Here is a 12419-nt window from a genome sequence, read left to right on the forward strand (position 1 = left end):
GATCGAGGGTAGTGAACAGCTCAATGTGGATGAGACCCATGCCATGCTCCCAATGAATTGGATGTACCGGTCGCAAGGTAGACCGGTGGGCGCCCGCAGACTCATCGCTGCGACACCACCCGCTTTCGTACCAGCCGCCCGCCCGCTATTAGTCGTCGTCTTGATCGGTCTCTTACTGCTCTGACTTGGACTGTTTCCCTCGGTTTATGCTTCGGCGCATGAAGATCACTGTGCGATCAGCTGTCGGAGCGGACCTGTCGCCACTGCTGGCTCTCTACGGCGAGCTTAATCCTGACGATGCACCGCTGCCTCAGGAGGCGGCCGATGCCATATGGGTGGCCATCTCCGGTCAGCAAGGGCGAACTGTGCTGGTGGCCGACACTGACGGCGCCGTGGTCGGCACCGCGGACTGCCTGGTCCTGCCGAATCTCACCCGTGGTGGTCGGGCCGTCCTCTTCGTGGAGAACGTCGTGGTTGCGGACGCCTTTCAGCGGCGCGGCGTAGGGCGCCAGCTGATGAAGGCTGTCGTGCAGCTGGGTGAGTCGGCCCACTGCTACAAGGTGCAGCTGCTGGCCGCCGACGACGAATACGTCCACAGCTTCTACGAGTCGTGCGGCTTTCAGGCCCTTGCGCAAGGGTTTCGTCGCTACATCGAACGAGACGACCGGGAGGTGGACTGACGAGGGGTCGTTCGTTGTATCGGAATGGGGATTGTGGACCTTCTCGTGCCGGATCACCTGTGGGGCTCACAGGGTTGATTAAGGAGCTTTCCGACGATCGCGCACCGACGGTGGTGATCACGATTGGAGAGCCGCGAGGTAGATCCATCAGGCAGGCCTGAAATTCCTGGAGTCACTCCACTCCCAGAAAGCCGTTCCGCTCTGGATCTCCCCCTCAACACAGTCGAAGATCGTCTGCATCATCGAGATGTCTGGTACATCAATGGCGACATGACGATCGTCGTTCCATTCGCTCAAGAGCCCTGCGGAGTCCACAGCCCGAAGCAGCGCAGATCGAGTGTCCACCAAGGGTCGCGGCTCGCCAAAAAGAACCCGAAGGACACGGCGACCCGATCTTCTGATCAATCGGTCAACGGCTTCCGACTCGCTCTTTCCCACCACATCGCCCAGCGCCAGACCGTAGGCGTAAAATGGGATACAACAAACCTCATAGCCACCCTCAGCGTCGAGCTCACGAAGCCAAATCTGCTCGAGCATTCCTGGAAGGTCGGACGGAGTGAGGTCCAGCATCGCCATATAGTTCTTCTCACCCCTCCATACAGGGGCCTCGTGGCTGACGTATGTAACTCCGCCAATCGTAACCTGCAAGATATTCTCCACTACTAATCTGGAATGGATTTGCCGCGGGCCACAGCATGGCCAGCTGCATTCAAACTTTGGAATTATCCTGGGAAAACCGCGACAGTCACTTGCATATGCGACCGCCAAGGCCTTCGGCCCGGCGGCGGCAAGCGTGTCGATCCGACGCGAGATGGTCGGATCGAAGACCACCGGGCCGAACACTTCGGGTTCGGCCCGCAGCCTCGCCGCGTCCGCGAGACACCCCCCACCCAGAGCGGCCGCGAGCGACCAGCAGTACCGACCCGGCCTGCGAGACCACCGAGCGGCCACGCCCTCAACGCGGGCTGGCGGATACGACCCGACCCTTTTCTTCACCAGGGAAGTGCTTCTTTCCCCGCCACCTATCGGAAACCACTTCATGGTGAAAGCCCAAGGTGATTACTCCAGCCGTAGATCGCGATCTTGCTGGTCAGAGCGATGCGAAGACATGTGCGGCCACCGGCAGGGCCCCTCCCCTGCGGTAACGATCTCAGGCCGACGCAGCCGACGACATCAGCTCCTCCAGCTTGTTGAGACTCTGAGTCCAGCCTTCCTCGTGCAGAGCCTGGCGCCGCTCAGTGGCGAAGGTGCCCTGACTGAAGGCCAACTCGGCCCACCTACCGCCGATATCGCGAAGGGACAGCGTCACCAACGTCTCCCGGTCCTCGGGATCGGGATCCTCCCACCGGAAGGTGTAGGACAGGCGTGCCGGCGGGTCGACCTCAACGAATTCCCCCACCAGGTAGAACAGATCGCCTTCCGGAGGCTGCATCGCGATCCGATATCCACCTCCCGGCCGAAGGTCGCTTTCCACACTCGGGGTGATGAATCCGTCAGGGCCCCACCACTTGGCCAGTTCCTGCGGTTCGGTCAAGGCTCGGAATACGACCGAGCGCGGTGCGCGGAGGACACGCTGCAGATGCAGCCTCAACCCGCCATCGTGCGCCATCACGAACCTCCTCCAACCGAAGGCCTCGAGATTGACCACCGCACCTATCTTAAGTAGTCCAGCCATAGGCCGCGATCTCGCTGGTCTGGGGCGATGCGAAGACAGGTACGGCCACCGATGATCATCGCCTGCTGTGTGGACAAACGAAGATCAAGATCTACGGCTGGAGTACTAAAAGGTACTCGGCGGCAGCGGGAGCGGAAGTCCGGGAAGGCCGTCGATGCTGTGCTCTATGTACTCCTTCTTGGCGAAGTACGCGCTCAGCGAGGCGTCGTCCTCGCGCCCGAACCGCTTGCCGTGCAGATCACGGTCCTCGTCGTAGGACATGTTGGGCACCGCGTATCCGCAGGTGTCCCGGATGAGTTCGGCATTCACGACGATGATCGCGCGCAACCCGTGCAGAGCGGGGTCGATGTCGGGGAAGTGCTGGAGGAGCCCCGGGAACCGCGGGTCGTCGCGGAAGACGGGCTCGCCCCGGCCGTGCACCCGGACGATGTTGGGCGGCCCTTGGAAGGCGCACCACATCACGGTGATCCGACCGTTCTCGCGCAGGTGGGCGATGGTCTCGGCGTTGCTACCCGCGAAGTCGAGGTAGGCGACGGTCTGTTCGTCGAGGACGGCGAACGAGCCCGTGAGCCCCTTCGGCGATAGATTGATCGTACCGTCCCCCGCCATCGGGGCGGTCGCGGTGAAGAACATCGGCTGGGCCTCGATGAACGTGCGCAGTCTGCCGTCGATACGTTCGTAGGTCTTTCCCATACCTAAAGATTATTCACGACAATGCTTCGCGTGTCTAACTAATGTTCCTCGGATCCCGAGTCTTGGAAACGGAGGTCCGGCGTCGGGACATCGGGGCGGCTCCAACTCGGTCTGCAGCGCCCGGGTTCGGCAGCGCACGGAAGAGCAGCCCACTTGGCGCCGGCACCAAGACCACTTGTGCCAGGTCGACCTGCAAGGTGGACGCGGGGCGACAAGACACCTACGTATACGTACTCGGTGTCGCGTCGGTGCCTGGATCAGGCGCTGATGCGGTAGTGGAGGTGCACGACGCCGCTTGGGAATCGGCGCTCGCCGATGAGTTGGAGTTGAGTGCGGACGTTGTCCGACAGCGCCCTCTTCCCGCCACCGATGACGACCGGTACGAGAAGGAGGTGCAGCTCGTCGACCAGACCGGCGGCCATTGCCTGGCCGGCCAGCTCGGCACCACCGATGCTGATGTCGGTTTCTGAGGACTCCTTGAGCCGGTGAAGCGCATCGACGTCGAGGTGGCGTTCGATCCGTGTTCTCGCGCTGGACACCGTTTGAAGCGTGCGGGAGTAGACGATCTTCTCGGCCGCCCGCCAAATGTGCGCGAAGTCGCGAATCACCGCCGGCTGATCGCTGCCGGTGTCCACGGACTCCCAGTACACCATCGTCTCGTACATGCGCCGCCCGTAGAGGTAGACGCCGATCTGCCGCTCGATGTCGTTGACGAACGCGTGCACCTCCTCATCGGGCGCCGCCCACTCGAACCCGCCCTGATCGTCCTCGACATATCCGTCGAGCGAGGCGATCGCGGAATAGATCAGCTTTCCCATAATGGGTCTCCTCATCGCACAATTCAGTCGTCCCGACCGTCGTCCCGACCGTCGCCCCGACCGGCTCCGCACCCTGCTGCACACGCTCAGATCGCGGTTCCGACGCAGGCCCGACGGTCCCGCGCTTCGTCGATGTGAGCAGCGGCATGACGTTGCTCCAGGAGTGACTTCCGGTCGCCTGTCAATCTAACGCCCCTGCCCTGCAGCGCAGCGAGGACCGACCGGGGCCGACCGGTCCGCTTCTGACGAGGCGGATCCCGGCCTCTGGGTGCGGACTGGCGGTGCGGCAGGCCCCGCATCGACGCGCTTCGACGCCCGGCCGCTGTCCCGTCGCGTAGGTTGCGGATTCCAGGTTCCGCCTGCACCTTCTCACCTGGCTGTATCGAGGATCACAGCGAGGTATGGGCGCGGTGGCGGAATCCCGCGGCGGGCGAATCGGTTGCCATGAGGGGCATTGATGCATGCGCACATACCTGCCGTTATGCACCTTTTCTCATTGCTCTTACTGTTCCTCGTCCCACATGGAGCCCTCGTGACCCTCACCGCCTCTGCCGACCGCGCGGCCCGCATCCTGTCCCGGCCGGTCTCGCTGAACGGCCTGACCGTCCGGAACCGGATCGCAATGGCACCCATGACCAGGAAGTTCTCCCCCGGTGGTGTTCCTGGCGAGGACGTGGCCTCGTACTACGCCCGTCGCGCAGCCGCAGGCGTCGGCCTCGTCATCACCGAGGGCACGTACGTCGGTCATGAGTCGGCCGGGCAGAGCGACCGCGTTCCGCGTTTCCACGGTGAGGCGGAACTGGCGGGCTGGGCGAAGGTCGCCGACGCCGTGCACGCTGCGGGCGGCACGATCGTGCCGCAGCTGTGGCACATCGGCATGGTGCGCAATGCGGGGGACCAACCGTACCCGCACGCCCCGGTTGTGGGCCCGTCCGGCATCGGCACGGAGGGCGCCGACGTCACCGGTAAGGCGATGACGCAGCAGGACCTGGACGACGTCGTCGAGGCGTTCGCGAAGGCGGCTGCCGACGCCGAGCGCCTCGGTTTCGACGGGGTCGAGCTGCACGGCGCGCACGGTTATCTGATCGACCAGTTCCTGTGGGCGGGCACCAACCGCCGCACCGACGCGTACGGCGGCGACCCGGTGGCCCGTACGAAGTTCGCGGCCGAGATCGCGGCCGCGGTCCGCGCCGCCGTCTCCCCCTCCTTCCCCATACTCTTCCGCTACTCGCAGTGGAAGCAGCAGGACTACCGCGCCCGCCTCGCCGCGACCCCGGAGGAGCTGGAGGCGATCCTGACCCCGCTGGCGGAGGCCGGCGTGGACGCCTTCCACGCCTCCACACGCCGCTACTGGCTTCCGGAGTTCGACGGCGCCGACCTGAACCTGGCCGGCTGGACGAAGAAGCTCACCGGCAAGCCCACCATCACGGTCGGCTCGGTCGGCCTGGACGGCGACTTCCACAGGGCCTTCCAGGGCGAGGGCGCCGCCGTCAAGAGCATCGACGACCTCCTCGACCGCATGGAGTCCGACGAGTTCGACATGGTCGCCATCGGCCGCGCACTGCTCCAGGACCCGGAATGGGCGGCGAAGGTGCTGGACGGTCGATTCGGAGAGCTGGGGGCCTACGACGCAGCGTCGTTGAAGTCGCTCAGCTGACGTCGGTGAGGTGACGCCGGTGAGGTGACGTCGGTCAGTTGAAGCGGCTCAGCTGAGCCGAGGTCCCGCTCAGCACGACAATGTCCCCTGACCTGCTGCACGAGGCGGCCCCGTCCATCGCCCCCGAGGCCTTGGGCCGGGGCCGGTGCGCGCCGGTCCCTGCCACCCAAGGTCGCTGTGCGTCTTGGCAGTGATCTCAGATCCGGCCCTGCGAAGCGTGCACTCACTCCTGACCGGTCAGCTCCGCGTGGGTGCGGAAGCTGTAGTAGCCGACCATCGAGAACTGATTGCGGCCGACTGGTGACGGCAGCGCGAACTCGCGGTCCAGCAGCCGGTCGGCGATCGGGCCGCAGCTGTTCACACCAGGTACCGCGAACGTGCTGTCATACATCTCCCCCTTGATGATCGGCGGTTGCTGGGACACCCACTGCGTGGGCCCATAAGCGGTGGAGGTGATGGTCAGCGGCGCATGGTCGGAGCCGATGGCACAGGTCCGCCGCGAGCCCGGGTACTGGAGGCGGAGCTTGATGTCGATGGAGCCACGGATGGTGCCGTTGCCGATGAAGTCGGCGTGACCGCCGTACTCGGGCTGGATCTTGAGACCGGGGCTGCCGGGAACGGCGACCGACTGGGCGTGCATCGCGCCGAAGACCTGGCCGGTGGTGCCGTCGGGCAGTGGGCCCTCGGAATGGGTGACGGTCAACGGCACTTCGACAGCGGGGATCCTGCTGGCTGCGAGGCGGATGTTGGCGACCATCACCTCGCATCGCCAGGCGGAGGGATCGGCGCCCGACGGGAGCTGGGGACAGTCGCGGTAGTCGAAGGATGTGGGTATACCAGGATCGGACGGTTTGGGCGGCAGCGCGGCGGCGTTCGACGCGGTGGCCGTGGCCAGTGTCAGTGCGCCGGCGGTCACGGTGGCGGCGAGAGCGACGGTGAGACTCTTCATTCGGGTCATGACGCACAGCTTGGCTTCGGACGCTGTCACACGACGTCCGGGGCGCCCCCCGCACAACCCTGAGCCCACCCTGACACACGGTCAGGGTGCCGATCCCATGCGGGCACCTGCGGACTGGAGCCCGATGCGCGGCCGATACCGCGGCTCGTTCCGAGCGCCGTAGCCGACGGCGCCGGGCCGGAAGGCACGGCACCGCACCGCACCGCACCGCACGGGTAACAGGCTGGGCATCACTCCAGTGCTCCGGGCCATGGGGCCGGCCTCCACCTCTTGTCTTTGACGCGGCAGAGGTGGTGTTGAAGGGGGCCCGCTGAGGACGCTCTCGGGGACATCCCCACCCGAAACACTCGGGATAGCCCGATGGTGCCAGCAGCTCATGATCCATCAGCATGAACGATATGACGAAGGAGCAGACGATCAAGCACCGCACCACCCGGCGTCCTGTCCTGCGGGCCGCCGCAACCTGCGCGGTCATCGCGATCAGCACCCTGACCGCCGTTGTTCCCACCGAGGCCGCCACGGCACCCGCGCCCGCCGCGCACCCGGACCGGAACCCGGGTGCGGACCCGGGTCCGCTGAGCCTGCCCACCCCCACCGGCAGGTACCAGGTCGGCGAGGTGCCCCTGCATCTGGTCGACCACACCCGGCCCAGCCCTTGGCAGAAGGCCAGGAAGTACCGCGAGCTGATGGTCAGCGTGTACTACCCCACGGCGCATGCGGCCGGTCACCCACCCGCCCCGTACATGTTGCCCCGCGCGGCCGCGCACTTCGACACCGTGACCACCAACGACTACCTCGGCATGGACCTGCCCACCGGGCAGATCAACTGGGCCGGGACCGTCACGCACGCGGTACAGGGCGCTCCGGTCGCCGACCGGGACGGGAAGCGACCGGTGCTGATCTACTCCCCCGGGCTCGGCGAACCCCGGACCTGGGGCACCACCCTGGTAACGGATCTCGCCAGCCGGGGTTATGTCGTGATCACTGTCGACAACACTTACGAGTCATCGGAAGTGCAGTTCCCGAATGGTTCGCTGACCACCATGATCACGCCGACCGACCCCGGTGCGTTCATCGCGAAGTCCCTCGGGATCCGGGTTGACGACACCGGTTTCGTACTCAACCAGCTGCGGCTGCTGAACACCGGTCAGAACCCCGACGTGGACGGCCAGATGTTGCCGACCGGCCTCGCCGGAGCGCTCGATCTGTCCAACGTGGGCATGTTCGGCCACTCGATGGGCGGCACGGCCGCGGCCATGGCGATGGACGCCTACCCCCAGATCAGCGCCGGCATCAACATGGACGGCAACCTGACCAACTTCGACGGCAGCCTCATGCCGGTCGCCGAGCACGGGCTTGCCCGGCCGTTCCTGCTCATGGGCAAGGACGGAACCACGGACACCGGCCCCGGCTGGCAGGCGTTCCGCGCCCACACACCCGGCTGGTCGCGCCAGCTCACGCTGCGCGGTTCGGAGCACGCGTCATTCACGGACGCGGAAGCCCTGCTCCCGCAGCTGCGGCTGCCCTCGACCACCCAGAGCAAGGACATCGGCACCATCGCCCCGGCCACCGCGATCCGCACCAATGAAGCCTACGTTTCCGCGTACTTCGACCACTGGCTGCGCGGGCGGTGCGAGCACCTCCTGGACGGGCCGTCACACCAGTACCCGGACATGGAGTTCGTGAACTGATGACCCGCGGGCAGGGCAAGGGCACGCCACGGCCGGCTGACCAACGACCCGCCGGCACTGTAGCGGCCGGCAGTCCGTGGTCGTCCATCAGCAGGTCGGCCTCGCGCCTGCGGCTCTGGCTGCTATCCGAAGAGAGGGAATCGGTCGACGTCCGCACCGAGCTGGTCTCTCTCCACCGCCGTCAGCGGTATCCGGCCGGTGGCGGCGAGCGCGTAGTGCTGGTCGCTCCAGTCCACCGGGACCGGACGGCCCAGCAGCCCGTCGAGGGTGGCCCGTACACACACCAGACCCTCGGCCGCCGGCGGCGCAGCCGAGGAGAGGTGCGCGACCAGGTCGAGATGATGAACGGTGGCTTCAACGACGAGCGTCGCCAACAGGTCGCCCGAGGTGAGCACATGTCCCTGCGTACCGACGAGCGCCCGCGGATCGGCGCGTTCAGCCGCCGTGACGACGGCCGCGGCAGTTTCCAGGTACAGGTCGCGCAACTGCTCGAACCGCAGAAACATGCTCGCGCACACTCGCGTGTACCTCCGCCCGTTCGCCGCCCCGACCGTGTCCGGCTGCCAGTCCGACCAGTAGGTGACGGCATCGCGGTCCGCCCGTCCCGTAGCGGGCGTATGCAACGCCACCAACCCACGCTGCGCGTCAGCGAGGCAATGAAAAACAAGGTCTCGAACCGCCCAGCCGGCACAGCCACTGGGGCGCCAGGACTCCTCGTCACCGAGTGTCTCCACCACGCTCGCGAATGCCCCGTATGCAGACGTCAGACCCACAACCGGTTCCATCGTGCCCTCCCGCTCGTGCCACTGGACCCTGGCCCATGTCTGACCTGACCTACCCCGCCCACCACCAGCCACGCAAGGCCCTCGCGGGTGTCGTGTCGTGCACACCGCCGGCGCCCACCGGGCGACGTGTGGTCGCCGCGAAATGCGAGTGCCGGGTGATGTGGGACCCCGGGGACGGCGCGCCGGTTGCCGTCGCGGGCAGGTCTCACGTCTCCTTTCGTCGGGTTGGCTCGTGCTGGTCGCACCGACGATGGAATATCGCGCGGTACTCCCTCGGCCGTCGGCCCGTGTGCCGGGCAAAGATGCCGCCGAACGCCCCAGGATCGCGGTACCCGACGTCGGCGGCGATGCTTGCGACGGCCCTGTCGGTCGTCTCCAGCAGGTATCTGGCTCGACGCACCCGGGCCGTGTGCAGGTACGCGAGTGGCGTCTGGCCGGTTTCGTCGCCGAAGCGACGGAGCATGGTTCTCGTGCTCACGTGGAACTCCCGGGCGAGGACGGGCAGGTCATAGCGGGCGCTCAGGTTCTGGTCGAGCCACCGCTTGACGCTGAGCGAGAACTCCCGGCCCACCGTGGGTATGAGCCCCGGGTCGACGTAGGGGGCCTGCGTGGAGCGCGCATCATCGACCAGCGCGATCCGCGCGGTGCTGCGGGCGACGCGGGGCCCGTCGTGCTCGCGGATGAAGTGCAGCGCGAAGTCGTACATGGCGCTGAACGCCGCTGTGGTCGTCACACCCCGGTCCGTCACGACCAACCTCTCCGGGCGCAGGCGCACATCGGCGTACCTGCGGGCGAACCGATCCGCGAACAACCAGGACGTGGTCGCTTCGCGCCCGCCGAGCAGGCCGGCTTCAGCGACCAAAAAGGCACCCACGCAAATCGATACGACAGCGGTCCCCGCAGCCGCCTGTGATCGGATCGCGGCTACTTCCGGTCCCAGGCCGGCGAGTGTGGCGTCGAGATCGAGGGTGGGCGACAGCTCGAAACCCGGCACGATCAGGACGTCGACGGGGCGAACCGCCGAGACGTCGATGGCCGAGCCCCCGGACGCGATCACACGCCGCCGGGGCGAGATGACCGACGTCTCATAGGCCGGCTGTAGCAACCCCTGCGCCGCGGCGACATGGGTGGCCATCGTCAGGAGGTCCGGGACTCCGAATACTTCCGACGCGAAGCACCCGGGGTAGGCCAGCACCCCAACGCGCAGCGGACTCATGCAGTCCCTCCGACGATTTGACGGATGGCGATATTACCGGGGTAGGTGGCGATGCCGCCACTTCTCCGGGCAGCGGCCACGCATCATCATCTCGGTCATGACCATCATGCGAGGACAGAGCGACCCCTTGGACGACTTCTCACGCAGGACCGTCAGCGTCGATGGCGTCGACAAGACCGTGTACGTCGCCGGGTCAGGACCGGCCGTCATCCTCATGCCCGAGATGCCGGGTATCAGCCCCGACGTCGCACGGTTCGCACGCTGGGTACGCGATGCCGGCCTCTCTGTGTACCTACCCTCTCTTTTCGGCGTCGACGGCGCCTATCCGCTCGCGGAGGCACGCGAGACCATCGTTCGACGCGCGTGTGTCAGCGCCGAGTTCCGCGCCTTCGCCGGTGGCGGCACGAGCCCCGTCGTCACCTGGCTGCGCGGCCTCGCCCGCCTGGCGCACGCCGAGTGCGGCGGGCCTGGCGTCGGCGCCGTCGGTCTGTGCTTCACCGGCAACTTCGCCTTGACCATGGCGCTCGAATCCGCTGTCATCGCGCCCGTGGTCAACCATCCGTCGCTTCCGCTCGACGACCCCGGCGCTCTGGAGATCAGCGACGAGGACGCGGCGGCCGTGGCTGAACGCATAACGCGAGACGGACTGAAGGTTCTCGCCTACCGCTTCGACAACGACACGTGGTGCACCGGCCGGCGGTTCGCGGCCTACCAGGCGCTACTCGGTGACGCGTTCGACGGCCGCGTACTCAAGGCCGAGACGGCGAACCCAAACCCTCCGCCCTTCTTCCAGGACATCGTCGGGTGCGCCCACAGCGTCGTCACAGCGCACCTCGTCGACCAGGAGGGTCACCCCACCATGCAGGCCAAGAACGAGATCATCGACTTCCTCGTCGAGCGACTCGGGGCATGACCCGGATCAGCCCTTCTCGCTCCGGCACCTCGCGCTGAGACGACGACGTCACGTTCGCGGGGATCGGCTGTCGGACCCGTGCGGATGGTCCGGGGTTCGGACGAGTGGCCCCGCTTCCCGACCGTGGGGCGCGGAGCATTGGAGTGGCCGCCGCGTCGGCCGATGGCGTGGCTCCCGCACTCCCCCGGCACTGCTTCCTAGGGTCGGCGGTTGACGGGCCGAGCGGGCGTCCGACGGTCCTGTCGGCCGTCGGCGACCGCCCGTCATAGCAACGGCGCCGTTCCATGCATGCGCGCGGTGCCGACCGTTTCCGCAGGCCGGTACGGCGACGGGCCGACCGCCAGAACAGATGGGTGAGTCGTGAAACGCAGGACAGCGGGAGCACGAACGGGCGAACCTTCGGCAGCTGCCGGCCGCACGAACAGGGGGTGGACCCGGCGGCTGGCGGCCGTATCGGGGCTGCTGTTGCTCTGTGCGCTGCCGATCGGATCGGCGGACGCGACGCAGGCCGGTGACGCAGGCCGGCCCGCCGGCCTGCCGCTGTACGTGTCCGACTACGGCAACAACCGGGTGGTGAGGCTGCCCGCAGGTGGGGGCGGTCAGGCGACGGTTCCGTTCGACGGCCTGGTCCGTCCGACCGGTATGGCGTGGGACGCCGCCGGAAATCTCTATGTCTCCGACACCGGCAACAACCGGGTGGTGAAGCTGGCCCCGAATGGCGGGCAGCAGTCCACTGTGGCCACCGTCGACCTGTCACGCCCGCTGGGGCTTGCCGTCGACGCCGTCGGCAGCCTCTACATCGCCGACAGTTTCAACGACCGGGTCGTCAAGGTATCCGCCGGCGGCGGTCAGACGACCGTCCCCACCACGGGGTTGCTGCATCCCTGGGGACTGGCGCTGAAGGCCGATGGGGAGCTGTACATCTCCGACTTCGTCAACGACCGGGTCGTCAAGGTTTCCGCGGACGGGAGCAGTCAGACCACCGTGCCCACCGTTGGCCTTTCCCAGCCGACCGGGCTGGCGCTGAACGCCAAGGGTGACCTCTACATCTCCGACAGCGGCAACAACCGCGTGGTGAAAGTGGCCGCCGGCAGTGGTGGGCAGAGCACGGTGCCCATCACCGGTCTGAGCGATCCGCTGGGACTGGCGCTCGACAGCCGCGGCGGCCTCTACGTGGCCGACGCGTTCAACAACCGGGTGGTGCGAGTCCGGGAGGTGGGCGGCGGGCAGGTCACGCTTCCCTCCACCGGCCTCAACACGCCGACCGGTCTCGCGTTCCCGCCGACGAGCACACGGCCCGGGTGGAACTGAGTACCCCCTGCAGTCGGGCTGG

At 66.9% G+C, this 12419-nt stretch carries 12 protein-coding genes and 1 pseudogene; 5 read left to right on the forward strand and 8 right to left on the reverse strand.

The features are described from left to right. Positions 1-218: 218 nt before the first annotated feature. A complete protein-coding gene (locus AC07DC_RS34135) occupies positions 219-680 on the forward strand; it encodes an N-acetyltransferase family protein (RefSeq protein WP_478918387.1) in 462 nt (153 codons plus the stop codon). Between the two features lie 147 nt (positions 681-827). Here AC07DC_RS34135 and AC07DC_RS34140 read toward each other — a convergent pair whose 3' ends face one another. The 5 genes and pseudogenes from AC07DC_RS34140 to AC07DC_RS34160 all read right to left on the reverse strand — a co-directional run bounded on the left by AC07DC_RS34140 (position 828) and on the right by AC07DC_RS34160 (position 3866). After that, entirely contained in the window at positions 828-1256 is a 429-nt protein-coding gene (locus AC07DC_RS34140; protein WP_478918543.1) for a DUF4265 domain-containing protein, read from the reverse strand. Positions 1257-1445: 189 nt separating this feature from the next. Further along, a pseudogene (locus AC07DC_RS34145) lies at positions 1446-1589 on the reverse strand (IS1380 family transposase); the annotation flags it as partial. Positions 1590-1830: 241 nt separating this feature from the next. Further along, the gene (locus tag AC07DC_RS34150) at positions 1831-2328 is read right to left on the reverse strand and encodes an SRPBCC family protein (protein WP_478918388.1); all 498 of its coding nucleotides are present in this window, start codon (positions 2326-2328) and stop codon (positions 1831-1833) included. 132 nt (positions 2329-2460) lie between these two features. Beyond that, complete coding sequence (locus AC07DC_RS34155; protein WP_478918389.1) at positions 2461-3048, reverse strand: pyridoxamine 5'-phosphate oxidase family protein; 588 nt, start codon at positions 3046-3048, stop codon at positions 2461-2463. Positions 3049-3305: 257 nt separating this feature from the next. Then, entirely contained in the window at positions 3306-3866 is a 561-nt protein-coding gene (locus AC07DC_RS34160; RefSeq protein ID WP_478918390.1) for a dihydrofolate reductase family protein, read from the reverse strand. A 532-nt stretch (positions 3867-4398) separates the two neighbouring features. On the opposite strand from AC07DC_RS34160, the gene AC07DC_RS34165 reads away from it, so the two are divergent. Then, entirely contained in the window at positions 4399-5523 is a 1125-nt protein-coding gene (locus AC07DC_RS34165) for an NADH:flavin oxidoreductase (RefSeq protein ID WP_478918391.1), read from the forward strand. Between the two features lie 223 nt (positions 5524-5746). Here the strand turns inward: AC07DC_RS34165 and AC07DC_RS34170 are convergent, their stop codons facing one another. Continuing rightward, the gene (locus AC07DC_RS34170) at positions 5747-6481 is read right to left on the reverse strand and encodes a hypothetical protein (protein ID WP_478918392.1); all 735 of its coding nucleotides are present in this window, start codon (positions 6479-6481) and stop codon (positions 5747-5749) included. Between the two features lie 389 nt (positions 6482-6870). Here AC07DC_RS34170 and AC07DC_RS34175 point away from each other — a divergent pair, with 389 nt between their 5' ends. Next, positions 6871-8172 (forward strand): alpha/beta hydrolase family protein, encoded by a 1302-nt coding sequence (locus tag AC07DC_RS34175; protein WP_478918393.1) that lies wholly within the window; start codon positions 6871-6873, stop codon positions 8170-8172. Positions 8173-8294: 122 nt separating this feature from the next. On the opposite strand, the gene AC07DC_RS34180 is transcribed toward AC07DC_RS34175, so the two are convergent. Next, the gene (locus tag AC07DC_RS34180) at positions 8295-8957 is read right to left on the reverse strand and encodes a maleylpyruvate isomerase N-terminal domain-containing protein (RefSeq protein WP_478918394.1); all 663 of its coding nucleotides are present in this window, start codon (positions 8955-8957) and stop codon (positions 8295-8297) included. 205 nt (positions 8958-9162) lie between these two features. Further along, positions 9163-10173, reverse strand: a complete 1011-nt coding sequence (locus AC07DC_RS34185) for a GlxA family transcriptional regulator (protein ID WP_478918395.1) — start codon at positions 10171-10173, stop codon at positions 9163-9165. Between the two features lie 97 nt (positions 10174-10270). On the opposite strand from AC07DC_RS34185, the gene AC07DC_RS34190 reads away from it, so the two are divergent. Further along, the gene (locus tag AC07DC_RS34190; protein WP_478918396.1) at positions 10271-11086 is read left to right on the forward strand and encodes a dienelactone hydrolase family protein; all 816 of its coding nucleotides are present in this window, start codon (positions 10271-10273) and stop codon (positions 11084-11086) included. Positions 11087-11446: 360 nt separating this feature from the next. Next, positions 11447-12397 carry a virginiamycin B lyase family protein gene (locus tag AC07DC_RS34195; RefSeq protein WP_478918397.1) on the forward strand — a complete coding sequence of 317 codons (951 nt, stop codon included), beginning with the start codon at positions 11447-11449 and terminating at the stop codon, positions 12395-12397. The last annotated feature ends 22 nt before the right edge of the window (positions 12398-12419 follow it).

This window comes from Streptomyces sp. NPDC045021, assembly GCF_056432645.1.

Excerpts from the sequence above, each read along its gene's own strand:
- AC07DC_RS34140 (WP_478918543.1), bottom strand. The coding sequence starts at position 1,256 with ATGGCGATGCTGGACCTCACTCCGTCCGACCTTCCAGGAATGCTCGAG.
- AC07DC_RS34135 (WP_478918387.1), top strand. The coding sequence starts at position 219 with ATGAAGATCACTGTGCGATCAGCTGTCGGAGCGGACCTGTCGCCACTG.
- AC07DC_RS34190 (WP_478918396.1), top strand. The coding sequence starts at position 10,271 with ATGACCATCATGCGAGGACAGAGCGACCCCTTGGACGACTTCTCACGC.
- AC07DC_RS34185 (WP_478918395.1), bottom strand. The coding sequence starts at position 10,173 with ATGAGTCCGCTGCGCGTTGGGGTGCTGGCCTACCCCGGGTGCTTCGCG.
- AC07DC_RS34175 (WP_478918393.1), top strand. The coding sequence starts at position 6,871 with ATGAACGATATGACGAAGGAGCAGACGATCAAGCACCGCACCACCCGG.
- AC07DC_RS34180 (WP_478918394.1), bottom strand. The coding sequence starts at position 8,957 with ATGGAACCGGTTGTGGGTCTGACGTCTGCATACGGGGCATTCGCGAGC.
- AC07DC_RS34160 (WP_478918390.1), bottom strand. The coding sequence starts at position 3,866 with ATGGGAAAGCTGATCTATTCCGCGATCGCCTCGCTCGACGGATATGTC.
- AC07DC_RS34170 (WP_478918392.1), bottom strand. The coding sequence starts at position 6,481 with ATGACCCGAATGAAGAGTCTCACCGTCGCTCTCGCCGCCACCGTGACC.
- AC07DC_RS34155 (WP_478918389.1), bottom strand. The coding sequence starts at position 3,048 with ATGGGAAAGACCTACGAACGTATCGACGGCAGACTGCGCACGTTCATC.